Here is a 24,950-nt window from a genome sequence, read left to right on the forward strand (position 1 = left end):
TATGGTTAACCGACGGTGTGTGACCGCGTGTTGCTGAGCCGGCCCGCGCCGCCCGCGCGACGCCGGCGGACGCGTCACGCCCCGAGGACGCTCAGCACGATCTCCCGCCGGTGCGGCCGGTCGCGGTGCTCGATCAGGTAGATCCCCTGCCACGTGCCGAGCGCCAGCGCCCCGCCGACCAGCGGGATCGTCAGGGCCGAATCGGTGACCAGGGTGCGGATATGGGCCGGCATGTCGTCCGGCCCCTCGGCGCCGTGGACGTAGCTGGCATTCCGGGGGGCGAACCCGTCCAGCGCGGTCATCAGGTCGGTCTGGACGTCGGGATCGGCATTCTCCTGGATGGTCAGCGAGGCCGAGGTGTGCCGGCAGAACACCGTGACGAGCCCGTCCCGGACGCCGCTGTCGCGCACGAACGCGGCCACCGCGGCGGTGAAGTCCGTGAAGCCCGGTCCCGGGGTCGCGACGGTCAGGCGCGCGCTGGCGTGGCGCTCCACCGGACCGGAGGCCAGCGCCTCGACCGGCCCGATCCTGCCCTCCCGCCCGTGTCCCTGTCTCATGTGATCGTCTCCGATAAGGTCGTGCCCGGCGCGATCTCGCGCTCGCCGCGGGCGAGGATCCGTTCCAGCACGTCGATCCGGTCGGCCTCCGCGGGCGGCTTGTCCCAGCGGATGCGGCTGACCCGGGGGAAGCGCATGGCCACGCCCGACTTGTGCCGGGTCGAGCGCTGCACGCCCTCGAAGGCGATCTCGAGGACGAGCCCGGCCTCGCGGCCGTGGGCGACCTCGCGCACCGGGCCGAAGCGCTTGGTGGTGTTGTTGCGGACGTAGCGGTCGAGCTTGGCGAGCTCGGCGTCGGTGAAGCCGTGATAGGCCTTGCCCACCGGCACCAGCTCGTCGCCGCCCTCGGGGGCCTCCCGCCAGACGCCGAACGTGTAGTCCGAGTAGAAGGACGAGCGCTTCCCGTGCCCGCGCTGGGCGTACATCATCACGGCGTCGACGATGTGCGGCTCACGCTTCCACTTCCACCAGGGTCCCTTGGGGCGTCCCGGCAGGTAGGGGCTGTTGAGGCGCTTGAGCATCACGCCCTCGATGGCGTCGGCATCCGCGCCGGCGCCCACCGAGGCCGGGTCCGCCCGGGCGGCCGCCAGGGCCTCCCAGTCCGCGAAGCGCACGAGCGGCGAGATGTCGATCCGCGCGTGGTCGAGGCGCGTGACCAGCGCCTCCAGCTTCTGCCGCCGCTCCGCGAAGGGCTCTGCCCGCAGGTCGTCGCCCTCCAGGGCGAGGAGGTCGTAGGCCCGCACGTGGGCCGGGAACTCCTCCAGGAGCTTGCCCGTCACGGCCTTCCGGTTCAGGCGCTGCTGCAGCACGTTGAAGCTCTGCACCCGCCGCTCGCGGAGGATCAGCAGCTCGCCGTCGAGGGCGCCCGCGAAGGTGATGGCCTCGGCGAGGTCCGGGAACGCCCCGGTGATGTCCTCGCCGGTGCGCGAATAGACCTTCCCGACCTGCTGGCCGGCCCGGTCGAGACCGCCGACGAGCTGGACGCGGATGCCGTCCCACTTCCACTCGGCCGAGAACGCCCCGGCCTCCAGCTTCTCGAGGTCGGCCTCCTCCTCAATCGGGTGCGACAGCATCGGCGGCCGGAACGGCGCGGGGTTCAGCGTCTCGGGCCGCTCGGCCCGGCCCTCGACCCAGGCGAACAGGGTCTCGAAGGGTGGGGTCAGCCCGTGCCAGACCTCCTCGACGGCGTCGGCGTCGTGGTTGCCCAGCGCGCCCACCGCCGTCTTGGCGAGCCGCGCCGAGACGCCGACCCGCAGGTTGCCGGTGACCAGCTTCAGGAGCGCCCAGCGCCCGGTCTCGTCGAGGGCGTCGAGCCAGTCGGCGAGATGGCGGGGCAGATCGCGCTTGGGGATGGTCGCGAGGGTTTCCACGACCTCGGCCAGGGTCGGGACATGCGGCGGCGGGTTGTTGTGGCCGGGGCCCGGTTCCCGCGGCGCCTCCGCCGGTCCCGGCCAGATCAGCGCCGTCGTCTCCGCGAGGTCGCCCACGTAATTGTGCGACAGCCGGAACAGCACCGGGTCGATCCGCTCCTCGACCAGTCCCCGGATCAGGGCCGGCTTGGCCTCGCGGAAGCTCAGCGTGCCGGTCATGGCGCCGAGCGCGTAGCCGCGCTCGGGATCGAGCGTGCGCGCGAAGTAGTCCTGGAGCATGCGCAGCTTGGCGTTGCGGCGCGGCTCGTAGGCGAGGCGGTCGAGCAGGTGGGCGAAGTCGTTCACGCCGCCGCCTCCGCCTCGGAGCCCGCCTCCGAGGTCCCCTCGACCTCGCCGTCATCGCCGTAGCCGAGCAGGTGGAGCGGCTTCGCCCGGATCCCCTGCGTCCCGCACCAGTGGACCAGCGCGTCCTCCTGGCCGTGGGTCACCCAGACCTCGCCGGCTCCGGTGTCGCGGATGGTGCGGCACAGGTCCGGCCAGTCGGAATGGTCGGAGATCACCAGCGGCAGCTCGACGCCCTTCTGGCGGGCGCGGGCGCGCACCCGCATCCAGCCCGAGGCGAAGCAGGTCACCGGGTCGGGGAACTTGCGGGACCACAGGTCCTGGATCGACGAGGGCGGGCAGAGCACGATCGCCCCGTGCAGGTCCTTCCGCTCGGCGGCCACGACCTTGGGCGTGTCGCCGAGCGGCACGCCCTCCTCCTTGTAGAGCGTCGTCAGCTTCTCCATGGCGCCGTGCAGGTGGATCGGGCGGTCCCAGCCCTCCTCGCGCAGGAGCGCCATCACCCGCTGCGCCTTGCCGAGCGCGTAGGCGCCCACGATGTGGGCGCGCTCCGGGAACAGCTTCACCGATTCGAGGAGCTTGCGGACCTCGCCCCGCGTATCGGGATGGGTGAAGACCGGCAGTCCGAAGGTCGCCTCGGTGATGAACACGTCGCAGGGCACCACCTCGAAGGGCAGGCAGGTCGGGTCCGGCGCGCGCTTGTAGTCGCCCGACACCACGACCCGGACGCCGTCCCGCTCGATGGCGATCTGCGCCGACCCGAGGACGTGGCCGGCCGGGGCGAAGCGCACGGTCACGTCGCCGACGCGGAGCGCCGCGCCGAGCTGCGCCTCCTGCCGCTGGCGGCAGAAATCCGCGCCGTAGCGCACCGCCATGATCCGCAGGGTCTCGGGCGTCGCCAGCACCTGGCCGTGGCCCGCGCGGGCGTGGTCGGCGTGCCCGTGCGTGATCAGCGCGCGCTTCACGGGCCAGGTCGGATCGACGTGGAAGCGCCCGAGGGGGCAGTAGAGACCCTCGCGGGTCAGGGTGAGGAGATCGCTGGCGCGTATCGGCATCGGGTCCGTGCTGCCGGTGGAGTCCGCCGGTGGCCCCGGTATATAGGCGCCCCCGACCCGGCAGACGCATGGCCTCGCAGCTCAGTTCCGGCGACCTTCTCGCCGATCGCCGCTACCGCTACGCCGAGGCCTGCCTCGCCGACGGCGACCACGCGGGCGCCGCCGACCTCGCCGAGCAGGTCTTGGAACGCGCCCCGCGCTACGCGCCGGCCTGGCTCCTGCTGGGCCGGGCGCGCGCGGGTCTGGCCGCCGCCGGCACCGATCCGGCCCTGCGCGACGCGGCGGCGCAGGCCTTTTCCCGCGCCCTCGACATCGATCCCGAGGACCGGCTGGGCGTGCGCGCGCATCTCGTCCGCCTGGGCGGCGGCGACACCCTCCCGGTCCTGTCGCCGGCCTATGTCCGCGCCCTGTTCGACGGCTACGCGCCGCGGTTCGAGCGCCACCTCGTGGACAGCCTCGGCTATGTCGGCCCGCAGCTCGTCCGCGACGCCCTGCCGTGCGTTCCGGAGCGCTTCGCGGTCGGTCTCGATCTCGGCTGCGGCACGGGGCTGATGGGCGAGGTCGTGCGCGACCGGGTCGACCATCTCACCGGAATCGACCTCTCCCCCGGGATGCTGGCGGTGGCGCGGGCCAAGACGGCGCAGGGTCGGCCGCTCTACGAGCGCCTCGTCGAGGGCGACATCGGCGCCGCCCTGGCCGACCTGCCGGAGGCGTCGGCCGACCTCTGCCTCGCCGCGGATGTCCTGATCTACGTCGCGGATCTCGCGACGTTCCTGGCGCGGGTGGGGCGGGTCCTGCGGACGGGCGGGCTCGGCGCCGTCACGGTGCAATCCCACGACGGCCCCGGTTCCGTCCTGGGCGAGGACGGCCGCTACGCCCACGCGGAGGCCCACATCGCGGCGACGGCAGCCGCGTCCAGATTGGAGCTGCTGACGACGAGACCGGCGGAAGTCCGTCGCGAGGGCGGACGGCCGGTGCCGGGGCGCGTCGTTGTGTTGCGGCGCACATCGGCATGAAACCGCTCCGCTATTCGTCCATTGTCAGTCGACCGCGACTAGGCGCGGCGGCTCGATCGGGGGATCAGCATGGCGGAATACGGAAGTCGGACAGGTGGTGCAGCACCGGAGCGGAAACCTGAGCCACCGGCCGACAAGTCGTTTCCCGCCGATCCGCGAACCCGGATTCCCTTCGCGATCGCCCTCGCGGCGCTCGCGGGCTGCGCCGACTCCATCGGCTTCCTGGAATTCTCGCAGCTCTTCATGTCGTTCATGTCGGGCAACACCACCCGCTTCGGCGTGGCGGTGGCCAACGCCGACTGGGAGAACGTCAGCCGCGTCGCCAGCACGATCTGCATGTTCTGCTTCGGCGCCTTCCTGGGAACGCTGATCGCCGCCTGGGTCGGGCGCTGGCGCCTCGCCGTGCTGCTGACGCTCCAGGCCCTGCTGCTCGCCGGCGGCCTGCTGATGCCCTGGGGCACCTTCGCTTACCCGCTCCACGCCTACCCGATCGTGCTGGCGCTGGGCCTCCAGAACGCGACGCTGCAGGACGAGGGCGGCCGCTCCCTGGCGCTCACCTACGTCACGGGCGCCGTGGTGCGTTTCGGCACGGGCTGCGCCAACCTGCTGCTCGGCACGGTGGCGCCATCCTTCTGGATCCAGGCACCGCTCTGGGCCGGGCTCAGCACCGGCGCCGTCGTCGGCGGCCTGCTCGACATGCGCTACGGCGAATCGGCCTTCCTCTTCCCGGCGGCCCTGGCCGCCATCCTGGCGATGATCGCGATCGTCCTGACCATCGCCAAGCCGGGCAGCACCCTGGTGGCGGGTTCCTCCCCGGCGCCCGACGCCAGCCCGAAGGCCGAGGTCATCGACGCGATCCACTGAGACCCGGCCGCGGCGGCGGGATCGGGGTCAGCCGTCCGAATCGCGGACGCTGCCCCGGCCCTGCTTGATCGCGGCGCGGCTCTTCTTCGCGCCGATGCGCCGCTCCTGCGAGCCCCGGGTCGGCTTCGTGGGCCGGCGGATCGGCGGCGGCGGCTTGGCCGCCTCCGCCACCAGATCGACGAGCCGCTGCAGCACGTCGGCCCGGTTGCGCTCCTGCGTCCGGTGCCGCTGCCCGGCGAGGACGAGAACGCCGTCCTTGGTCATCCGCCGTCCGGCGAGCCGCACCAGATTGGCCCGCACCCGCTCGTCGAGGGCGGGCGAGGCCAGCGCCGCCCAGCGCAGCTGGACCGCGGTCTCGACCTTGTTGACGTTCTGTCCGCCGGCGCCCGAGGCGCGCATGAAGGACAGCTCGATCTCGTCCTCGTTGATGGCGATGCGCGGCGTTACCCGCAGGGGCATGGCACCCTCCCCGGCCACGCGCCCGCGTCTGGTGCGCAGCCCACGGGCGGACGGATGCGGATCGGCGGCCCCGTCACCATATCTGTCTCGTGCCTCCCGTCCCGTACACCGCGCCCCGTCGGAGCGATCCCGCCCTCGTCCCGCGCGGAGCCCCGATTCAGGCCGCCTCGGCCGGCGTGCGGGCGCGGAGCGCGAGGGCGTGCAGCCCCCGCTTGAACGCGTCGTCGAGCAGCGCGTTCACCAAGCGGTGCCGCTCGACGCGGCTCTTGCCCTCGAACGCCGACGCGACGATGTCGAGCCGGTAATGGGTCTCGCCCCCCGGCCGCGCTCCGGCGTGGCCGGCATGCAGATGCGACTCGTCGATCACGTCGAGCCGCGCCGGCGCGAGTTGCTCCCGCAGCCGCGCCTCCATCCAGTCCCGCAGGGTGCCGCCCGCGCCCGCACCGTCCGTCATCGTGCCCTCGCGTCGTGTCCGTGGGCGCCGTCAAGCCCGATCCCGCGCATGCGTCATCAGGCCCGGTGCCCTTGTGTCTCAGGTCCGCCCCCTCATAATCGGCCCGTCATGGATCTCAACTCGCGCCTGTTCGACAGCATCCGGATCAAGCCGACCTGCGACGAGCCGAAGCCCGCCGCGGAAGCCGGCTGCGAGAGCCCCGGCTGCACCCATCCGGGCCTGTACCGGGCGCCGAAGGGGCGGAAGGCGGAGGGCCAGTACTGGCGCTTCTGCATCGACCATGTCCGCGCCTACAACGCCACCTACAATTACTTCGATGGCATGAACGACGCCGCCGTTCAGGCCTACCAGAAGGACGCGATCATCGGTCATCGCCCGACCTGGGCGATGGGCGTGAACCGGACCGGCGAGGCCAAGCCGGCGGACGAGCCGGTTCGGGACTGGGCCTACGTCGATCCCCTCGGCATCCTGCGCGGCGAGGGCGTCGGCGACGCGCGCCGGCGCGCCCGCCAGCCCGAGGAGCCGCGCAAGCCCAAGCACTCGGCGACGGTGCGCCGCGCCCTCGACGTGATGGGCCTTGAGGAGGGCGCGGACGCGGCCGCCATCAAGGCGCAGTACAAGGTGCTGGTGAAGCGCTTCCACCCGGACGCCAACGGCGGCGACCGCTCCTTCGAGGAGCGCCTGCGCGACATCATCCGCGCCCACGACGTGCTCCGCGCGGCCGGTCTCTGCTGAGCGGCACGAACGATGCACGCCGGTTCGCACCCAGGATAGGGCAAACCGCGCGGGGCGGCCCTATATGGGATCCATGCCGGTCGGTGGCGCGCGAGCGCGCCGCCGTCTAAGGATGGCTCCGCCCCGCCGCGGAGGCCCGGCTCGACGTCCTTCCGCGCGGATGCTTCACTGTTTGGGAGTGGAGCGCCCGCGCCTCACGAGGTTCCGAATGCTCTCTGACGCTACGCCCGCCGCGCTGCCCGACCGCACCGTCTCCGTCCGCGATGTCTTCGGCATCGACCTCGACCTCAAGGTGCCGGCCTTCGCCGAGCCCGAGGAGCACGTGCCGGATGTCGACCCGGACTACATCTTCGACCGGGAGACGACGCTCGCGATCCTGGCCGGCTTCGCCCGCAACCGCCGCGTGATGGTCACCGGCTATCACGGCACCGGCAAGTCGACCCATATCGAGCAGGTCGCCGCCCGGCTGAACTGGCCGTGCATCCGGATCAACCTCGACAGCCACGTCTCGCGCATCGACCTCGTCGGCAAGGACGCCATCGTCCTGCAGGACGGCAAGCAGGTCACCGCCTTCCAGGACGGGATCCTGCCCTGGGCGCTGCAGAACAACGTCGCGCTCGTGTTCGACGAGTACGACGCCGGCCGCCCGGACGTGATGTTCGTGATCCAGCGCGTGCTGGAGCTCTCGGGCCGGCTGACGCTCCTCGACCAGAAGCGCGTGATCCGCCCGCACCCGGCCTTCCGGCTGTTCGCCACCGCCAACACGGTGGGCCTCGGCGACACGTCGGGCCTCTATCACGGCACGCAGCAGATCAATCAGGGTCAGATGGACCGCTGGTCGATCGTCACCACGCTGAACTACCTGCCGCACGACCGCGAGGTCGACATCGTGCTCTCGAAGGCGACGCATTACCGGGGCGACCAGGGCCGCGACATCGTCAACCGGATGGTGCGCGTGGCGGATCTCACCCGCAACGCCTTCATGAACGGCGACCTCTCCACCGTCATGAGCCCGCGCACGGTGATCACCTGGGCCGAGAACGCCGACATCTTCAAGGATATCGGCTTCGCCTTCCGGGTGACGTTCCTCAACAAGTGCGACGAGCTGGAGCGGACGCTGGTGGCCGAGTTCTACCAGCGCGCCTTCGGCAAGGAGCTGCCCGAGAGCGCGGTGAACGTCGCGCTGAGCTGACCCGCATGGAGGACGCGATGGCGCATCCGGCCCCGACGCGCGAGGACGCCCCGGCGACTGCGCACGCGCGGGGACGGACCCGCCACGCGGACGATCTCTACACCTGGGTTCAGGAGCAGGTGGCACTGCTCCGCGCCGGCCGGGTGGACGCGCTCGACCTCGACAACATCGCCGAGGAGCTGAGCGACGTGGGTTCGGAGCAGTACGATAAGCTCGAGAGCGCGATCGAGGTGCTTCTCGCCCACGCCCTCAAATGGGATCACCAGCCCGAGCGGCGCAGCCGAAGCTGGTCGCTGACGATTGCGGAACAGCGCGTGCGGATCGACAGGCAGGTGCGCAAAAATCCAGGTCTCAAGCCGCGCATCGCCGAAGCCGCCAGCGAAGGCTACCGGGTCGGTCGGATCCGAGCCGCTCGCGAGATGAAGCGATCGCCCGAAACCCTGCCCGCGGACTGTCCCTACAGCTGGGACGAGATCCTGAACCGCCCCTTCGCGTTCGAGGACGACCGGTAGCGCTGATGTCCATCTCCAACCGCAAGCCCGGTGAGCGCCGCGAACCTGTGGCCGAGCCCCTGAAGCGCTCGGTGGCCGGGTGCCTGCGCGCCATCGCCCGGCGCACCGAGGTCGAGGTCACCTACGCGACCGACCGGCCGGCGCTCACCGGCGACAAGGCCCGCCTCCCCGAACCCCCGCGCAAGCTCTCGGCGCAGGACGTCGCGGTGCTGCGCGGCAACGCCGACGCCATGGCGCTGCGGCTGGGCTGCCACGACGTGGCCGTCCACCGCCGTCTCGCCCCCGAGAACGCACCCGCGCGCGCCGTGTACGACGCGGTCGAGCAGGCCCGGGTGGAGGCGATCGGGTCGCGCCGGATGGCGGGCGTGGCCAGCAACATCTCGGCGATGCTGGAGGACCGCTACCATCGCGGCGGCAAGTACGAGTCCATCACCGACCGGGCCGACGCTCCGATGGAGGATGCCGTCGCCCTGATGGTGCGCGAGCGCCTGACCGGCCAGAAGCCGCCCGAGGCCGCCACCAAGATCGTCGAGCTGTGGCGCGAGCATATCGAGGCCAAGGCCGGCCCGAACCTCGACGGGCTGCTCGGCTCGATCGAGGATCAGCGCAAGTTCGCCCGCTCGGTGCGCGACCTCCTCACCTCCCTCGACATGTCGGACGAGACGCCGTTCGACGCTGAGGACGACGAGAACGACGACGAGAACGACGCCCAGGACGACGAGCAGAACCCCAGCGAGGGCGATTCGGAGGAGAAGAGCCAGGGCGAGCGCGCCGAGATCGAGACCTCCGAGGAGGCCTCCGACGAGATCGAGGAGGGCGCCCAGGAATCCGCCGACGCACCGTCCGGTGAGTTGCCCGAGGAGGCCGAGGACGCGGAGTCGGAGGAGGCCTCGGAGGCCTCTCGCCCGCCGCAGCGGCAGGGCAACGAGGCGCGCGGGCCCGAGTACAAGGTGTTCAATCCGCGGTTCGACGAGGTCATCCACGCCGAGGAGCTGTGCGACGCCGACGAGCTGTCGCGCCTGCGCTCCTACCTCGACAAGCAGCTCTCGCACCTGCAGGGCGTGGTCGGCCGCCTCGCCAACCGGCTCCAACGCCGCCTTCTCGCCCAGCAGAACCGCGCCTGGGAGTTCGACCTGGAGGAGGGTCAGCTCGACCCGGCGCGGCTCGTGCGCGTGGTCATCGACCCGTACCAGCCGCTCTCCTTCAAGCAGGAGAAGGACACCAATTTCCGCGACACGGTGGTCACGCTGCTCCTCGACAATTCGGGCTCGATGCGCGGCCGGCCGATCACCGTGGCGGCGACCTGCGCCGACATCCTGGCGCGGACGCTGGAGCGCTGCGGCGTGAAGGTGGAGATCCTGGGCTTCACCACCCGGGCCTGGAAGGGCGGCCAGAGCCGCGAGGCGTGGCTCGCCGCCGGCAAGCCGCCGAATCCCGGTCGCCTGAACGACCTGCGCCACATCGTCTACAAGTCGGCCGACGCGCCCTGGCGGCGCGCGCGGAAGAACCTCGGGCTGATGATGCGCGAGGGGCTGCTCAAGGAGAACATCGACGGCGAGGCCCTGGACTGGGCGCACAAGCGCCTGCTCGGACGGCCGGAGCAGCGCAAGATCCTGATGGTAATCTCCGACGGTGCGCCGGTGGACGATTCGACCCTGTCGGTGAATGCCGGCAACTACCTGGAGCGGCACCTGCGCTGGATGATCGAGGAGATCGAGACGCGCTCGCCGGTGGAACTGCTGGCCATCGGCATCGGCCACGACGTGACCCGGTACTATCGCCGCGCCGTGACGATCATCGACGCCGAGGAGCTCGGCGGGGCGATGACCGAGAAGCTCGCCGAGCTGTTCGAGGAGGACGGCGCGGCGCCGACGGGGCGGATGCTGCGCGCAGCGGGCGGGCGGCGGTAATCACGCCCCGCGCTGCCGCGCGCAACAGACGATCCGCGTCGAGGAAGCTGGCAGATCCGGACCGAACCTCGACACGGTTCATGTTCGCAACTTGGACGGCGAAGCCCCCTCCGTCATCACGAGCGCAGCGAAGTGACCTAGGGCGACGCGGGGCTTGTCCACGTGGCGTCGCCTGGATTGCTTCGCTCCGCTCGCAAAGACGGCGCAGGGGCATCGGCCGGACATTGACGGCAGCCTGCGGCCGAGCTCTGGCTTGTGTGGAGTGGCATGTCAGCCGCAAACAAGCGGAAACCGCCGCGGCCTCGACGGCCACGGCGGTTCAAACCGTCCGATAGGGGCGTGAAGCCCGACGACTCAGGCCGCGGCGGCCGGGGTCTCGGCGAGCTTCTTATGGATCTCGCGCTTCAGGAGGCGGGCAGTCTGCGACAGGTCACCCTCGCCGGCCTTGATCAGGAAGGCGTCGAGGCCGCCGCGGTGCTCCACCGAGCGCAGGGCGTGCGCCGTGACCCGCAGGCGGACGCGCTTGCCCAGCGCGTCGGACTGGAGGGTGACGTTGCACAAGTTCGGCAGGAACCGGCACTTGGTCTTGCGGTTCGAGTGGCTCACGAGGTGGCCGACCTGAACGGCCTTGCCGGTGAGTTCGCAGCGGCGCGCCATGATAAAAAACGATCCCGTCTCGTTCCGCCCGGTGAAGACCCGATCGCGGCCGGCGCGATCATCGTCGCAGCGGGCGGCGCCCATTGCGTGTTCCAGGTCCGGCGGAGTCCTGTTGAAGGCGCGAGCCTATAGGCGACGAAGGCGCGGTGCGTCAAGGTGCCGGCGGGGGCAGGCGGGGTTCAGCGTCGCGCCGGACGACCAACGGTCTGTTAACCACGATGCCGGGATATAGCCTTCTTCCACCTGCAGGAAGGCGCCTCTCCCCGCTCCGTGCGTCGCAGAGGACGTCGGCGAGCGGGTGTGTTCGAGAGGGTGCGTTCGAGCGAGTGTCTTGGCCCGCCCGCCCTGGGATACGATCCGGATCATGAGCGCCACGCCAATCCGTCGAATGATCAAGCCGTCGAAGAAGCACGCTGCCGGGCGCCTCGCGGGCAGCCTCCTCGCGGTCGCGGTCCTCGCGGCTCCGACCGATGCCGGCGCGCGGACGTCGCGGGCCAAGCGAGCCGCGCCCGCCGCCGCGACCGTGGCGGTCGATTACGGTATCAACCTCGCCGGTCTCCCGATCGGCACGGCGCGCCTCGCCGGCTCCTTCGACCGCGACCGCTACATGATGGACGTGTCGGCCGTGCTCACCGGCCTCGTCGGCGCGATCACCGGCGGCAAGGGCTCCGCCCGGGCCTCGGGAAGCTTCTCGGCCGCGCCGCAGCCCGGCGCCTTCGCCATCGCCACCCAGACGGCGAGTTCCGGCATCGCGGTGCGCATGGCCCTGGCGCGCGGCAACGTCGTCCAGGCCGAGATCACGCCGCCGCTCGTCGACATGCAGGACCGCGTGCCGGTCACCCCGGCCAACAAGCGCGGCATCATCGACCCGGTGAGCGCGCTGCTGATGCCGACCCAGGGGCGCGGCGAGCCGCTCGACCCGGAGAACTGCAACCGGACCCTGCCGGTCTTCGACGGCGCCACCCGCTTCAACGTGGTGCTGAGCTACGCCGAGACCCGCCCGGTGCAGAAGCCCGGCTATGCGGGGCAAGTCCTCGTATGCAACGCCCGCTACCAAGCGGTCGCCGGCCACCGGCCGGACCGGCCGGGCGTCAAGTTCATGGAGGAGAACCGCGAGATGTCGGTCTGGCTCGCCCCCGTCGAGGGGACGCGCGTCCTGATTCCGCTGCGCATCTCGGTGCTCACCACGATCGGCACCAACATCATCGAGGCCACCCGCTGGAGCCAGAGCGGCACGCCGACGACCACCGGCACGGCCGGCGCCGCCGGCAACAGTGTCGCGCAGGCGAGCCTGCCCGGGCAGTAGCGGCTGCGCGGGCAGCTGCCGCAGGGAGCGTTTGACCGGCGGCCGGTTTCCCGGCACCTCGGCGCGGCGCGGCAGCCGCGCGGGGAGGTCAGCAGTGCCCAAGGGCTACATCATCGTCCGGATGACGGTCACCGACCCAGACACCTACAAGGACTACGCCGCCATGGCCTCCGAGGCGATGCGCAAGTACGGCTGCAAGCCGCTGGTGCGCGGCGGCCGCTGCGAGGCGCTGGAGGGCGAGGGCCGTCCGCGCAACGTCGTGCTGGAATTCGAATCCTACGAGGCGGCGCGCACCTACTACTTCTCGCCCGAGTACCAGGCTGCCGTAGCCAAGCGCCGGCCCGCGGGCATCGGCGAGGTGGTGCTCGTCGAGGGTGTCGACTGATCGCCGGCCCGGTCACAACCGGACCTGACGCGGCCCGCGCCTTCCGCGCCCAAGCCGCGAAATGACCCGGCAAGGGCGCGGGGACGGACAGAGTCGCGCGCCCGCGGTGCCCCGCATTCCGTGCCGGCGGACGCGATCGCGGCGTGGTCCGCGGTTGCGCGGGTGGAGGGAATCTTCACGTTCCCGGCGATAATGCCCGGATGTGCTCGCCTGCCCTCCGAATCGCCCTCGCCCTGGCCGCGCTCGCGGGGCCGGCCGCGGCGCAGTCCCTCAGTGCCGGATCCGCCGATCCGGGGTGCGGCGGTGACGCCTTCTCGTCGGCCGAGGTCGTCGAGAACAGGCCGCCCCGCCGCGGTCCCCTCGTCGCGACCCCCGACACGCTCTGCGCCGACCTCGCGCCGCAGCCGGGCACGCCGACGACGCAGATCGACGTCTACCCGATGATCACGCCGCAGATTGGACCTGGCGGCGGCGGCATCCCATATGGGGGAGGACGGTACCGGCCCTAGCGTCCCTGACGCGGTCGGCCGGTCGAACCCGCCTCCCCGCCCGCGCCGCGACGGCGCCGCGACGGCCTTCCCGCTCGAAGGAACCGCCGACCATCGACGCGCTGCTCCGCCCCACGCCCAGCCGCTCGCTGTCCCGCGAGGCCCGCGCCCGCGGCGTCACCGCGGTCCTCGGGCCGACCAACACCGGCAAGACGCATCTCGCCATCGAGCGGATGCTCGCCCACCCGACCGGCATGATCGGGCTGCCCCTGCGGCTGCTCGCCCGCGAGGTCTATCTGCGCGTCGTCGCGAAGGTCGGCCCCGAGAAGGTCGCCCTCGTCACCGGCGAGGAGAAGATCAAGCCGGACCGGCCGCGCTACTGGATCTGCACCATCGAGGCGATGCCCAGGGACCTCGACGTGGCGTACGTCGCCATCGACGAGATCCAACTCGCCGCCGACATGGATCGCGGCCACGTCTTCACCGACCGCCTGCTCTACGTGCGCGGTCGGGAGGAGACCCTGCTGATCGGCTCCTCGACCATGCTGCCGCTGGTCCAGGACCTCATTCCCAACGTCCACACGACGACCCGGCCGCGGCTCTCGCAACTCACCTTCGCGGGGGAGAAGCGGCTGTCGCGCCTGCCGCGGCGCACCGCCATCGTCGCCTTCTCGGCCGAGGAGGTCTACGCGATCGCCGAGCTGATCCGCCGCCAGCGCGGCGGCGCCGCGGTGGTGCTGGGCGCGCTCTCGCCGCGGACCCGCAACGCCCAGGTAGAGATGTACCAAGCGGGCGACGTCGACTACCTCGTGGCCACCGACGCGGTCGGGATGGGCCTCAACCTCGACGTCGATCACGTCGCGTTCGCGGCCAACTGGAAGTACGACGGCACCCGCTTCCGCAAGCTCACCCCCGCCGAGATGGGCCAGATCGCGGGGCGCGCCGGCCGCCACCTCTCGGACGGCACCTTCGGCTCAACCGGGCGCTGCCCGCCCTTCGAGGCCGAGCTGGTGGAGCGGCTGGAGAGCCACGACTTCGATCCCCTGCGCATCCTGCAGTGGCGCAATCCGGATCTCAGCTTCGGCAGCCTCGAAGGCCTGCAGGCGAGCCTCGACGAGCACCCGCGCGAATCGGGCCTGACCCGCGCCCCGATGGGCGAGGACCAGCAGGCCCTCGAGATCCTCATGAAGGAGGACGACATCCGCGACATGGCGCGCAGCGCCGCCGCGGTGCGCCGCCTCTGGGACACCTGCGGCGTCCCGGATTACCGCAAGGTCCACCCGCAGGTGCACGCCGACTTGGTCGCGCAGCTCTACCGGTTCCTGATGAAGGGCATGGCGGGCCGGATCCCCGACACGTGGTTCGCCGAGCAGGTCGCGATGATCGACCGGACCGACGGCGACATCGACACGCTGTCCCGCCGGATTGCCCAGGGACGCACCTGGACCTTCGTGGCGAACCGTCCCGACTGGCTGCGCGACCCAGAACATTGGCAGGGCGAGACGCGTCGGGTAGAGGACAGGCTGTCCGACGCCCTGCACGAACGCCTCGCGAGCCGCTTCGTCGACCGGCGCACAAGCGTCCTGATGCGGCGCCTGAGAGAGAACACGATGCTCGAAGCCCAGATCACCGCCGACGGTGACGTCACCGTCGAGGGTCAGCATGTCGGCCACCTTCACGGATTCCTGTTCGTTCCCGATGCCAGCGCCGAGGGGCACGAGGCCAAAACCCTGAGGAGCGCCGCCGAGAAGGCGCTCGCCGGGGAGATCGAGTCCCGGGCCGAGCGGTTCTCGGCAACGGCCGATTCGACCCTCGTGCTCTCGCACGACGGCACGATCCGCTGGACCGGCGCGCCCGTCGCCAAGCTCACCCCCGGCGAGAAGCTGTTCGCCCCGCAGATCCGTCTGCTGGCGGACGACAGCCTGACCGGCGCGCATCGCGAGAAGGTCGAGGCGCGCCTCGACGCGTGGTTGAAGGCCTACATCGTGCGGCTGCTCGGGCCGTTGATGGAGATCGAGACCGCGGCCGACCTCACCGGCCTCGCCAAGGGGATCGGCTATCAGGTCGTCGAGGCGCTCGGCGTGCTGGAGCGCTCGAAGGTGGCGCACGAGATGCGCAGCCTCGACCAGGAGGGCCGCGGCGCCCTGCGCCGCCACGGCGTCCGGTTCGGCGCCTACCACATCTTCCTGCCGGCGCTGCTGAAGCCGGCGCCCCGCACGCTCGCGGCCCAGCTCTGGGCCCTGCGCAACGGTGGCCTCGACCAGCGCGGCCTCGACGAGATCGCGCATCTCGCCGGCTCCGGCCGCACCTCGATCAAGGTCGACCGCGAGATCGCCAAGGGCCTCTACCGCGCGGCCGGCTTCCGGGTCAGCGGCGAGCGGGCGGTGCGGGTCGACATCCTGGAGCGGCTCGCCGACCTGATCCGCCCGGCGATCGCCTACCGGCCCGGCACCACTCCGGGCGCTCCGCCGGACGGCACCGCCGACGGCGACGGCTTCGTGGCCACCGTCGGCATGACCTCGCTGGTCGGATGCTCGGGCGAGGATTTCGCCTCGATCCTGAAGTCGCTCGGCTACAATTCCGAGGCGCGCCCCGGCCCGGCCATCACGGTGCCGCTCGTCCCCGCTGCCGCCACCGCACCGGCGGCGCCGACCGCCGCCGAGGCGTCCTCCGAGGAGGCTGTCGCCGCGCAGGCTGATGCCGCCGAGCCGGTGGGCGACGAGGCCCCGGCCGCCGAGGGTGTCGAGACCACCGCCGATCACGCTGACGCGGCCGAGGAAGCCCCGGCCGCCCCCGAGGCGGAGCCCGCCGAGGGCGAGACTGCGGACGAGTCGGCCGGCACGCCGGTCGACGCGGCCACCGAGGCGCCCGCGACAGAGGCGCTCGCGACCGAGACATCTGCGACCGAGTCGCCCCACGCCGAGGCGGAGCAGCCGGCCGAGGCGGACGCCGCGCCGGCGGCCGAACCCATCGCCGAGGAGACCGCGCCCGACGCGGCCGAGACGGCCGAGGCCGTTGGTGCCGAAGGCGAGGGCGCAGCCGAGATCCCGCAGATCGAGGTCTGGCGCCTGCAGCGCCACCAGCGCCCGGCCCACCAGCGCCCGCAGAACCGTCCCCGCGGGGCTGGTCGGGGGCGCGACGGCGGCCAGCAGGGCCAGCATTCGGGACAGGGGCGTCCCGACGGTGGCCGGCCGGAGCAGCGCCGGGCCGAGGGCGACGGTGGCCCGCGCCCCGGCCGGGACCGCGGCCCGCGCCGCGACCGCTTCGAGGGCGGCCGTCCGGAACGCCGCGACGACCAGCGCGGCGCCGAGCAGCGCCATTCCGGCCCGCGGCCCGACCAGCGGCCGCCGCGGCGCGAGCGGGCGCCCGATCCGGACTCGCCCTTCGCCAAGCTCGCGGCCCTGAAGGCGCAACTTGAGGCCGGCGACGGCGGGAAGCGCTGACCCGCGGCGGATGCGCGAGGACCGGCAGCGCCTCGACAAGTGGCTGTGGTTTGCGCGCTTCGCGCGGACCCGGTCGCTCGCGGCGCGGCTGGCCTCCGACGGCTTCGTGCGGGTGAACGGCAGCCGGGCCGAGAACCCCGCGAAGGCCATCGGCATCGGTGACGTGGTCACGGTGGCGGCGCCCCACGCGACCCTGGCCGTGCGGGTCCTCGGTCTCGGCCTGCGCCGCGGCCCGGCGTCGGAGGCGCGGCTCCTCTACGACGACCTGTCGGGCGGCACCCTGTCGGTCGAGGACGGTCCGGACGGGCCGTCCGAGTGATGAGGTCGCGCCACAGCGGCCGTGCGAGCGACCCGACGCGAACCCTTGCGGCGCCCGCACGCTTGTCAGTCCGGGAGGCAGCGTCTAGAGCCGTGGGCCTCCGAGATCCGTCCCCGTGTCGGGTCTCACCGGCGTTCCCCTCGCAGCACCCTCCGGGCGCGCGGGCCGTCTCCAGGCTCCGCCCGGGCCAAGTCGAGTTTTAGGACGAAGACATCCGATGACCTACGTCGTCACCGACAATTGCATCAAGTGCAAGTACACGGACTGCGTCGAGGTCTGTCCGGTGGACTGCTTCTACGAAGGCGAGAACATGCTCGTCATCCATCCGGACGAGTGCATCGATTGCGGCGTCTGCGAGCCGGAATGCCCCGCCGAGGCGATCAAGCCCGACACCGAGTCGAATCTCGACACGTGGCTGAAGCTGAACGCCGACTACGCCAAGTCCTGGCCCAACATCACGCAGAAGAAGGAAGCCCCGGCCGACGCCAAGGATTGGGACGGCAAGAGCGGGAAGCTCGAGGCGCATTTCTCGCCCAACCCCGGCTCGGGCGACTGACCCCGCGCCGGCCCCGCAGGTTCTGACGCCGGCCCGCGGCCCGCTTCCCAGATTGCGGGAAGATCTGTCGGGCCCGTGCCGCCGCTGAACCCCGCGGCGGGGCTGCGTCATACGAGGGCCTGATACGCGGCCAGGTCATTCCTGTCCCGCCGCACCAGTGTAAAACTCTTTGGCGCCGCGCTTGGTCCGCGCGTGCGTCTTCAGGGATGCTTTGATCTGCGCGCCGGATTGTGGTAGACAATCCGCCTGCCGTCGCTCGCGCCTGACGTGCTCCCTCCGGCTGAAACGCCTTCGCTTTTCGTGGGTTAGGAGTAGTACGCGCTCGACCGCTGGAGGCGACTTCGGCGGGCGGGCCAGGCGTTCGCACGGCCGCGCCGGGGAACGCCCGGATTCGTGCGCTCGGCGCCGGGTCCGGGAGCGGCGAGGCAGACCGGGTGTCCCGCCCGGAAGAACACGGTTTCGCGCGGCGCCGAACGCTGCGCGCCAGTGGAGGCCCTTCTCGCATGACCACAGCCAAGAAGACGACGACCGCAGGCCGGCAGGGCTTCAAGACCGGCGAGGCTGTCGTGTATCCGGCCCACGGCGTCGGTCGCATCACCGCGATCGAGGAGCAGGAGATCGCCGGCTACAAGCTTGAGCTGTTCGTCGTATCGTTCGAGAAGGACAAGATGGTCCTGCGCGTCCCCACCGCGAAGGCCAACAGCGTGGGCATGCGCAAGCTGGCCGAGCCGGAGCTGGTCAAGAAGGCGCTCGACCTGCTGACCGGTCGTGCCCGGATCAAGCGCACCATGTGGTCGCGCCGCGCGCAGGAATACGAGGCGAAGATCAACTCGGGCGACCTGCTCGCCGTCACCGAGGTCGTGCGCGACCTCTTCCGGTCCGAGGCCCAGCCGGAGCAGTCCTACTCCGAGCGCCAGCTCTACGAGGCCGCCCTGGACCGGATCGTGCGCGAGATCTCGTCGGTGAACCGCATCACCGAGACCGAGGCCCTGAAGCTGATCGAGCAGAGCCTCGCCAAGTCGCCCCGCCGGGCGAAGAGCGAGGCGGAGCCCGAGGCCGAGGCCGATGGTGACAGCGAGGGCGACGACATCCAGGAGGAGGCCGCCTGAGGCGCGCCTACCTCCGCGGACGACATCGAACCCGGCCCCTGAGGCCGGGTTTTTTGTGGCCGGACCGGTCCGGACCCGCGCGCCGCCACGGTCGTTTCGGGACATCCGGGCTGGACGGCGCGCGGTCGGATCCCATCTGATCGGGACGGAACACGATTTCGTGGCCGCCCGGTTGTCGCATTGTGGGGCATCGGGACGGAACTTTCGCGTTTTGCCTTCCGTTGTCGGTTGCCTGGCGTCGCCTCCCGGTGGCGCCTGCGCGTCGGGCTATCGGTTCGACGCCGCAACAGCACTCGACAACAAGAGGCAGGCGGATGGCTGAGATCGCGGGAATTCGACGGCAGTTCATACGGACTGCCATGGAGGCACCCTTCCTGGCCCGGGAAGAAGAGCGCGGCCTCGCCGTCCGCTGGAAGGACGAGCGTGACGAGCGGGCCCTCCACCGACTGATCTCCGCCCATATGCGCCTCGTCATCGCCCTGGCGGGGCGTTTTCGTCACTATGGCCTGCCCATGGCCGATCTCGTCCAGGAGGGGCACGTCGGCCTGATGGAGGCCGCGGCCCGGTTCGAACCCGAGCGGGACGTCCGCTTCTCGACCTACGCGACGTGGTGGATCCGCGCGTCGATTCAGGACTACATCCTGCGCAACTGGTCGATCGTGCGCGGCGGCACCTCCTCCGCGCAGAAGGCCCTGTTCTTCAACCTGCGGCGGCTGCGCGCCCGGCTGATGCAATCCACCGAGGAGCATGTCGGCGACGAGATCCACCGCCGCATCGCCAGCGCCATCGGCGTGTCGCGGGACGACGTCGCTCTGATGGACGCGCGCCTGTCCGGTCCCGACATGTCGCTCAACGCCCCGGTGGGCGAGGACAGCGACGCCTCCTCGGAGCGGATGGACTTCCTCGTCGACGGCGCCGACCTGCCGGACGAGACCGTGAGCGCCACGGTCGACGGCGAGCGTCGCTTGAGCTGGCTCCAGCAGGCCCTGACCGTGCTGTCGGAGCGCGAGCTGCGCATCCTGCGCGAGCGCCGCCTCGCCGAGGATCAGGCAACCCTGGAGGCCCTGGGCCAGCGGCTCGGCATCTCCAAGGAGCGCGTCCGCCAGATCGAGAACCGGGCCCTGGAGAAGCTGCGCCGCGCCCTGGCCGACCGCTTCCCCGCCGCGACCGGCAGCCCGCATATCGGCTGAGCCCACACGGTAGCGACACCGACGCGAAGCCCGGCCCCGAGGCCGGGTTTTCGCGTTTCAGAGGGCCCCGCGTCCGGCGGCACCGCAACGCGCGGGGGCGGCCCCGATCGGGTCCTATAGCGGGTCGACGCGGGCTTCAGTCGCGCGGCCGGTTCAGGCTCCCTGAGCGGCGGTGCTCCGCCGCTCCCGCCGGCGACTGCGCCGGCCGGGCTCCGGCGTCGCGTCGAGCCAGATCACCAGCGCGAGGGCGATGAGCGCCGGCAGGCCGAGGGCCAGGAAGGCGCCGGTCCAGCCGAACATCCCGTAGGACAGACCGCCGTACCAGCCCGACAGGGCGCCGCCGACGCCCTGCACGGCGTTGACGCTGCCGATGGCCGTCTGGGTCCGGCCGGATCCCCAGGTCAGGTCGGCGACGATGACCGGCACCGCCACCCCGACGATGCCAGAGGCGACGCCGTCCAGCACCTCGGCGGCGATCAGCCAGACCGGATCGTCGATGAGGCCGGACAGGAGCGCCCGCACCGGCAGGACCGCGAAAGCGACCATCAGGAGTTGGCGGCGGCCGCGCTTGTCGGCGAGCGATCCGGCGAACAGCGCCACCGGGACCATCACCAGCTGGGCCACCATGACGTAGCGGGCCGTCCAGGTCGTGGCGTCGGCCGCGGTCGCGACCAGCTTCTGGCCGAGCAGCGAGAGCATGCCGCCGTTCCCGAGATTGAACAGGGTCAGCGCCACGGTCAGCACCAGCAGGCGACGGTTCCCCAGGACCTGGCGGAGGCCGCTGCGCTCCGGCTCGTCCGAGTCGTCCTCCTTCCAGCCGACGGCGCGGCGGCGGCTCCACGCCTTGGCCGGCATCGTCGCCGTCGCGACGATCGCCGCCAGCGCCATGCCGCCCAACACCCAGAAGGCGATCGCCGGGCCGAAATAACCGGTGCCGAGGCTGATGGCGCCCGCGGCGATCAGGATGCCAACGTGATTGAAGGCCTGGTTGCGCCCCTGCTGCGCGGGGAACCGGTCCTTGCCGACGATACCCAGGGTCAGCGCCGCGACGGCCGGCAGCAGCAGGGTGCCGCCGGCCGCCGCGAACAGCTGCGCGCACAGCACCGCCGGGAAGCTGCGGGCCGGCAGGAGCAGCAGCGTTCCCACCAGGATCGCCCCGCAGGCTAGCGCGATCAGCAGGCGCGGGCGCGGGAACCGATCGACCAGGGCACCGAACGGTCCGCTCAGGAACAGCGTGCCGATGCCGACCAGCGTGATGACGAACCCGACCCGCGCGGGGCTCCACGAGGCCGATTCTGCCAGCCAAGTCCCGAGAAAGGGTCCGAGGCCGCCCTGGATGTCCCCGATGAACAGGTTGATCAGGGCGAGGTTTGCGGTGGGGGCCATGCGATCCTGGAGCCGTTTCGGGACCCGGACCTGTACTCAGCCCCCGGAACGGTCAAGCCCGGATCGCCGCCATCATCGCCGCACCGCGCCCGCCGCGGCCTCGCGGCCCCGGCCTCACGGCTCCGACGGCCCGTACTGCATCAGTCCCTCCCCGAACGACCAGTTCTCCGGGTTGACCTCGACGAGGTTGATGAAGACGTCCCCCGGCGCCACGCCGGGATCGCGGCCGAGGTTGCGGGTCACGGCGGCGTAGAGGGCGCGCTTCTGCGCGGTGCCGCGCGTCGCGTTGGCGGTGATCTGGACGATCACGAGGCGGTCGCTGCGCCGGATCCCGAGATAGTCGGGACCGTAGACGAAGTCCGACGCGTCGTGCTGGTGCACCAGGGCGAACAGGTCGCCCTCCGGCACCGCGAAGGTCTCGCGCATGGCGTCGTAGACACCCGCGACGAGGGCGGCCCGGTAGGTCTCGGTCGTCCCGGCACGCAGGGAGATGCGGGTCAGAGGCATGATCTGGCTCCTCGATGGGTGGGAAATCAGCGGCCGCGCGCCGCGGCGAGGCCGGGCGCGGCGAGATGGGCGATCGCGGTTCCGGACAGTCCGGCGGCCGCCTCGGCGCGGAGGGTGAAGCGGGTGAGGCGCCATCCGTCGGGATCGAGCCCGGCCACGGTGGCGAGGACGTCGCGCCCGGCAGCAATGTCGCGCCCGCGTCCCCGCTCGTCGTCGCACAGGGCGGCGAGATCCTCCGCGGGCCCGACGAGACGCGTCTCCTCCGAGAGGGCGCCCGCCGCGTCCCCCGGCCCGAACGCGGCGGCGACCGCCAGCCACGTCTCGATGCGCGGCCGGCCGAAGCTCGCGATCACGGCGCCGAACCCGGCCCCGGCCAGGAACGCGGCGGCGGCGCCGGCATCCTGCCACAGATAGAGAGAGCTGTAGGCGTTGGCGGCGGCCCCGCGAGCCCGGTCCTCGACCGTGAAGGCCTTGAAGACGAGGCCTGGCACCGCGTCCCAGGCCGGTGCGCGGGTGGCGACGCGCGCGCGGATCCTGTCCATGGCGTAGTCGGCCGGCAGACGATGCCGGTAGCGGGTGATCAGCATGGGGCACTCCCGAAGAGGCCCACAGGCTTGCACGCCGCCTCGATAACGGCGACATATCCACACCGATATCTACGATAAGAGTGCGTTATGGTCGCCGATCGTCCCCTCGACCTCGAAGGCGTCCTGGCCTTCGTGCGTGTGGTCGATCTCGGCAGCTTCACCCGTGCCGCGGAAGCGCTCGCCACGTCGCAGGCGGCGATCAGCTTGCGGCTGAAGCGGCTCGAGGACCGGCTCGGCACGCGCCTCCTGGACCGGACCCCGCGGCACGTGGACCTGACGCGCCAGGGCGCCCTGTTCCTGCCGGCCGCTCGGCGCCTCCTGGACGCCCATGACAGCGCCGTGGCCGACGCGGCGACGGCGCAGCCCGCCCGGCTCAGCCTCGGGATCAGCGACCACGTCGCCGGCCCCGACCTGCCGGTGCTGCTGCGGCGCCTGGGCCTGGATCGGGCCGGGCTGATCACGGAGGTGCGGATCGTCCCGTCGCGCGACCTCGCGGCCGCGTTCGGATCCTCCGGCGAGGGCGGCTACGACGCGGTGATCTTCCGGACGGAGGACGAGGCCGGCCACGGCGGCGCGGTCCTGGCGGAGGAGCGGCTGGGCTGGTTCGCCGCACCGGATTTCCCGGCGCCCCGGCCGGGCGAGACGCTGCGGCTGGCGGGACTCGCGGGTCCCTGCACGGTCCGGGGCGCGGCGATGCGGGTTCTCGACGCGGCCGGGCTCCCCTGGACCGAGGTTTTCGTCGGCGGCGGCGTGCTGGCGGTGGGGGCGGCGGTGATGGCGGGGCTGGCGGTGGCGGCCCTGGCGCCGAGCACGGCACCGGCCGGCGCCGTGGAGGTCGGCGGCCGGTTCGGGCTGCCCGAACTGCCGCGCACCTTCGTGGTCCTGCGCGCCCGCCGCCTGGCCGGGCGCCCCGCCGAGGCGCTGCGCGCGCTGGCGGCGGCCTATCGCGGTCCCGGCGGCCGCTGACCGACCGCCGGCTCGTCCGGTCCTCAGGAGGCGAGCGGGCCCTGGGCGCCCTGCTGCTCCATCACCTTCTGCCGGTAGAGGCCGACGAAGTCGATCGGGTCGATGTACAGCGGCGGGAAGCCGCCGTTGCGCACCGCCTCGGCCACGATCTGGCGGGCGAAGGGGAAGAGCAGGCGCGGGCACTCGATCATCACCGCCGGATGGATCTGGTCGGCCGGGATGTTGAGGAGCCGGAACACGCCGGCATAGGTCACCTCGAAGGCGAACAGCACCTCGTTCTGGATCTTGGCGTCGCCCTCGAGCTTCAGCTCGACCTCGAAATCGGTCTCCGAGAGCTGCTGCGCGTTGACGTTCACCTGGATGTTGATCTGCGGCCCCTGGCCCTCCTTGGGCTGGAGCGAGCGCGGTGCGTTCGGATTCTCGAAGGACAGGTCCTTCGTGTACTGCGCCAGGGCGTTGATGGTCGGCGCATCGCCCTGCGGCATGCCGCCGCCGTTGCCGTTCGCTGCCGGGGAATCGGCCATGCGGATCATCCTTCTCGATCGACCGGCAGGGCCGGCGCGGGTTGTTGTCGCGGCGGGAGCGGCTGGATCACGCCGCGGAACTGCCCAAACGGCAGGGCCGCTAACACGCGGGCCGGGCCTGGACAAGCGAGCGGGCGCGGCGCTGGCGCCGGCGGCCCCCACGACCCATATCGACCGGATCGCAATTGACGCGTGGGTTCGATCGTCCGGCCGACACAACCGGCTCGCTCCCGACGCGTTGGTCGGATATGAGTCGGCCAGACCTCTGCGCGCTTAGCCGGCGCCGCACCGCGCGCGACCTGAGCAAGGGGCACAGGGTCTCGCCGCGGCCACCATCGGATCGGTGATGCAGGACAGTTTCGACGTTACGACGATCATCTTCCTCGCGCTGGCCGTCTTCGTGATCTGGCGTCTGCGCTCGGTGCTCGGTCAGAAGACGGGGGCCGAGCGCTCGCCGTTCAAGCCGGTCGACCGCAGCCGGACTGAGCCCCAGGCGCGCTCCGACGGCGACAACGTCGTTCGCCTGCCCGGCGCCGACCGGGTCCAGGCCGCGCCGCAGCCCGCCGCCGCCCCGCGGGATTGGCGCGGGATCGCCGAGCCGGGATCCGAGGTCGCGCGCGGCCTGGAGGCCTGCATCCAGGCGGAGCCAAGCTTCGACCCCCGCGCTTTCATCGAGGGCGCCAAGTCGGCCTACGAAGCCATCATGATCGCCTTCGCCAAGGGTGACCGGAAGACCCTGCGCGGCCTCCTCTCGAAAGAGGTCGGCGAGGCGTTCGAGCGGGCGATCGCCGAGCGCGAGCGCAACCGGCAGACGCTCGAGACTACCTTCGTGTCGATCGACAAGGCCGAGATCGTCGCCGTCGAGGTGCGCAACCGCGTGGCGCACGTCACCGTCCGCTTCCTGTCGAACCTGATCACCGCCACCCGCGACGCCGACGGCAAGGTGGTGGACGGCAGCGCCGAGACGGTGGTCGAGGTGCCGGATGTCTGGACCTTCGCCCGCACGCTCGGCTCGCGGGACCCGAACTGGCAGCTCGTGGCCACCGAGGCCGGCGCCTGAG

At 71.8% G+C, this 24,950-nt stretch carries 26 protein-coding genes; 16 read left to right on the forward strand and 10 right to left on the reverse strand.

Annotated features, from left to right (window positions below; genetic code table 11):
* Nucleotides 1-74 precede the first annotated feature (74 nt).
* From BLW78_RS11675 to BLW78_RS11685, 3 genes are read right to left on the reverse strand one after another with little or no spacing between them, the layout of a single operon-like run.
* Complete coding sequence (locus tag BLW78_RS11675; protein ID WP_091679661.1) at nt 75-557, reverse strand: secondary thiamine-phosphate synthase enzyme YjbQ; 483 nt, start codon at nt 555-557, stop codon at nt 75-77.
* The gene (locus BLW78_RS11680) at nt 554-2,272 is read right to left on the reverse strand and encodes a cisplatin damage response ATP-dependent DNA ligase (RefSeq protein WP_091679663.1); all 1,719 of its coding nucleotides are present in this window, start codon (nt 2,270-2,272) and stop codon (nt 554-556) included. The genes BLW78_RS11675 and BLW78_RS11680 overlap by 4 nt, the downstream gene beginning before the upstream one ends.
* A complete protein-coding gene (locus BLW78_RS11685) occupies nt 2,269-3,324 on the reverse strand; it encodes a ligase-associated DNA damage response exonuclease (protein ID WP_091679666.1) in 1,056 nt (351 codons plus the stop codon). The genes BLW78_RS11680 and BLW78_RS11685 overlap by 4 nt, the downstream gene beginning before the upstream one ends.
* Nucleotides 3,325-3,392: 68 nt before the next feature.
* Here BLW78_RS11685 and BLW78_RS11690 point away from each other — a divergent pair, with 68 nt between their 5' ends.
* Nucleotides 3,393-4,340, forward strand: a complete 948-nt coding sequence (locus BLW78_RS11690) for a class I SAM-dependent DNA methyltransferase (RefSeq protein WP_091679669.1) — start codon at nt 3,393-3,395, stop codon at nt 4,338-4,340.
* 69 nt (nt 4,341-4,409) lie between these two features.
* Nucleotides 4,410-5,204 (forward strand): YoaK family protein, encoded by a 795-nt coding sequence (locus BLW78_RS11695; protein ID WP_056525824.1) that lies wholly within the window; start codon nt 4,410-4,412, stop codon nt 5,202-5,204.
* Between the two features lie 27 nt (nt 5,205-5,231).
* Here the strand turns inward: BLW78_RS11695 and arfB are convergent, their stop codons facing one another.
* Together arfB and BLW78_RS11705 are read right to left on the reverse strand one after the other, a co-directional pair.
* Entirely contained in the window at nt 5,232-5,663 is a 432-nt protein-coding gene (gene arfB / locus BLW78_RS11700; RefSeq protein ID WP_091679672.1) for an alternative ribosome rescue aminoacyl-tRNA hydrolase ArfB, read from the reverse strand.
* A 157-nt stretch (nt 5,664-5,820) separates the two neighbouring features.
* A complete protein-coding gene (locus BLW78_RS11705) occupies nt 5,821-6,117 on the reverse strand; it encodes a BolA family protein (protein ID WP_020092683.1) in 297 nt (98 codons plus the stop codon).
* A gap of 108 nt (nt 6,118-6,225) precedes the next feature.
* Here BLW78_RS11705 and BLW78_RS11710 point away from each other — a divergent pair, with 108 nt between their 5' ends.
* From BLW78_RS11710 to cobT, 4 genes are all read left to right on the forward strand, one after another.
* Nucleotides 6,226-6,852: a J domain-containing protein gene (locus BLW78_RS11710; RefSeq protein WP_020092684.1), complete on the forward strand. Its 627-nt coding sequence runs from the start codon at nt 6,226-6,228 to the stop codon at nt 6,850-6,852.
* 208 nt (nt 6,853-7,060) lie between these two features.
* A complete protein-coding gene (cobS, locus tag BLW78_RS11715; RefSeq protein ID WP_012320633.1) occupies nt 7,061-8,044 on the forward strand; it encodes a cobaltochelatase subunit CobS in 984 nt (327 codons plus the stop codon).
* 5 nt (nt 8,045-8,049) lie between these two features.
* On the forward strand, nt 8,050-8,556 hold the full coding sequence (locus tag BLW78_RS11720; protein ID WP_082557830.1) for a DUF29 domain-containing protein: 507 nt from the start codon (nt 8,050-8,052) through the stop codon (nt 8,554-8,556).
* Between the two features lie 5 nt (nt 8,557-8,561).
* Nucleotides 8,562-10,466 (forward strand): cobaltochelatase subunit CobT, encoded by a 1,905-nt coding sequence (cobT, locus tag BLW78_RS11725; protein ID WP_091679675.1) that lies wholly within the window; start codon nt 8,562-8,564, stop codon nt 10,464-10,466.
* Nucleotides 10,467-10,820: 354 nt separating this feature from the next.
* On the opposite strand, the gene rpmB is transcribed toward cobT, so the two are convergent.
* Nucleotides 10,821-11,123: a 50S ribosomal protein L28 gene (gene rpmB, locus BLW78_RS11730; protein ID WP_012320636.1), complete on the reverse strand. Its 303-nt coding sequence runs from the start codon at nt 11,121-11,123 to the stop codon at nt 10,821-10,823.
* Nucleotides 11,124-11,487: 364 nt separating this feature from the next.
* Between rpmB and BLW78_RS11735 the strand changes: the two genes are divergently transcribed.
* The 8 genes from BLW78_RS11735 (at nt 11,488) to BLW78_RS11770 (ending at nt 19,919) form a co-directional block, all read left to right on the forward strand.
* Complete coding sequence (locus BLW78_RS11735; RefSeq protein WP_244526918.1) at nt 11,488-12,429, forward strand: DUF3108 domain-containing protein; 942 nt, start codon at nt 11,488-11,490, stop codon at nt 12,427-12,429.
* 94 nt (nt 12,430-12,523) lie between these two features.
* Entirely contained in the window at nt 12,524-12,814 is a 291-nt protein-coding gene (locus BLW78_RS11740; RefSeq protein WP_020092689.1) for a DUF1330 domain-containing protein, read from the forward strand.
* Between the two features lie 200 nt (nt 12,815-13,014).
* Nucleotides 13,015-13,323: a hypothetical protein gene (locus BLW78_RS11745; RefSeq protein WP_091679681.1), complete on the forward strand. Its 309-nt coding sequence runs from the start codon at nt 13,015-13,017 to the stop codon at nt 13,321-13,323.
* 212 nt (nt 13,324-13,535) lie between these two features.
* Complete coding sequence (locus BLW78_RS11750) at nt 13,536-16,745, forward strand: helicase-related protein (protein ID WP_091679683.1); 3,210 nt, start codon at nt 13,536-13,538, stop codon at nt 16,743-16,745.
* A gap of 10 nt (nt 16,746-16,755) precedes the next feature.
* Nucleotides 16,756-17,064 carry an RNA-binding S4 domain-containing protein gene (locus BLW78_RS11755; protein WP_020092692.1) on the forward strand — a complete coding sequence of 103 codons (309 nt, stop codon included), beginning with the start codon at nt 16,756-16,758 and terminating at the stop codon, nt 17,062-17,064.
* 217 nt (nt 17,065-17,281) lie between these two features.
* On the forward strand, nt 17,282-17,620 hold the full coding sequence (fdxA, locus tag BLW78_RS11760; protein ID WP_020092693.1) for a ferredoxin FdxA: 339 nt from the start codon (nt 17,282-17,284) through the stop codon (nt 17,618-17,620).
* Between the two features lie 503 nt (nt 17,621-18,123).
* Nucleotides 18,124-18,729, forward strand: a complete 606-nt coding sequence (locus tag BLW78_RS11765; protein WP_012320643.1) for a CarD family transcriptional regulator — start codon at nt 18,124-18,126, stop codon at nt 18,727-18,729.
* Nucleotides 18,730-19,043: 314 nt separating this feature from the next.
* Nucleotides 19,044-19,919 carry an RNA polymerase factor sigma-32 gene (locus BLW78_RS11770; RefSeq protein ID WP_012320644.1) on the forward strand — a complete coding sequence of 292 codons (876 nt, stop codon included), beginning with the start codon at nt 19,044-19,046 and terminating at the stop codon, nt 19,917-19,919.
* A 153-nt stretch (nt 19,920-20,072) separates the two neighbouring features.
* On the opposite strand, the gene BLW78_RS11775 is transcribed toward BLW78_RS11770, so the two are convergent.
* The 3 genes from BLW78_RS11775 to BLW78_RS11785 all read right to left on the reverse strand — a co-directional run bounded on the left by BLW78_RS11775 (nt 20,073) and on the right by BLW78_RS11785 (nt 22,399).
* Nucleotides 20,073-21,305, reverse strand: a complete 1,233-nt coding sequence (locus tag BLW78_RS11775) for an MFS transporter (protein ID WP_056525810.1) — start codon at nt 21,303-21,305, stop codon at nt 20,073-20,075.
* Between the two features lie 114 nt (nt 21,306-21,419).
* Nucleotides 21,420-21,812, reverse strand: coding sequence for a tautomerase family protein (locus tag BLW78_RS11780; protein WP_091679685.1), 393 nt, complete (start codon nt 21,810-21,812; stop codon nt 21,420-21,422).
* 26 nt (nt 21,813-21,838) lie between these two features.
* Nucleotides 21,839-22,399: a DUF4865 family protein gene (locus tag BLW78_RS11785; RefSeq protein ID WP_091679689.1), complete on the reverse strand. Its 561-nt coding sequence runs from the start codon at nt 22,397-22,399 to the stop codon at nt 21,839-21,841.
* 87 nt (nt 22,400-22,486) lie between these two features.
* On the opposite strand from BLW78_RS11785, the gene BLW78_RS11790 reads away from it, so the two are divergent.
* The gene (locus tag BLW78_RS11790) at nt 22,487-23,365 is read left to right on the forward strand and encodes a LysR family transcriptional regulator (protein WP_091679692.1); all 879 of its coding nucleotides are present in this window, start codon (nt 22,487-22,489) and stop codon (nt 23,363-23,365) included.
* A gap of 23 nt (nt 23,366-23,388) precedes the next feature.
* Here BLW78_RS11790 and secB read toward each other — a convergent pair whose 3' ends face one another.
* On the reverse strand, nt 23,389-23,889 hold the full coding sequence (secB, locus tag BLW78_RS11795; protein WP_026604852.1) for a protein-export chaperone SecB: 501 nt from the start codon (nt 23,887-23,889) through the stop codon (nt 23,389-23,391).
* Nucleotides 23,890-24,235: 346 nt separating this feature from the next.
* On the opposite strand from secB, the gene BLW78_RS11800 reads away from it, so the two are divergent.
* Nucleotides 24,236-24,949, forward strand: coding sequence for a Tim44/TimA family putative adaptor protein (locus tag BLW78_RS11800; RefSeq protein WP_020092701.1), 714 nt, complete (start codon nt 24,236-24,238; stop codon nt 24,947-24,949).
* Nucleotide 24,950: the final 1 nt, after the last annotated feature.

Origin of the sequence: Methylobacterium sp. 275MFSha3.1, assembly GCF_900108435.1 — a bacterium.
Classification (GTDB): Bacteria; Pseudomonadota; Alphaproteobacteria; order Rhizobiales; family Beijerinckiaceae; genus Methylobacterium.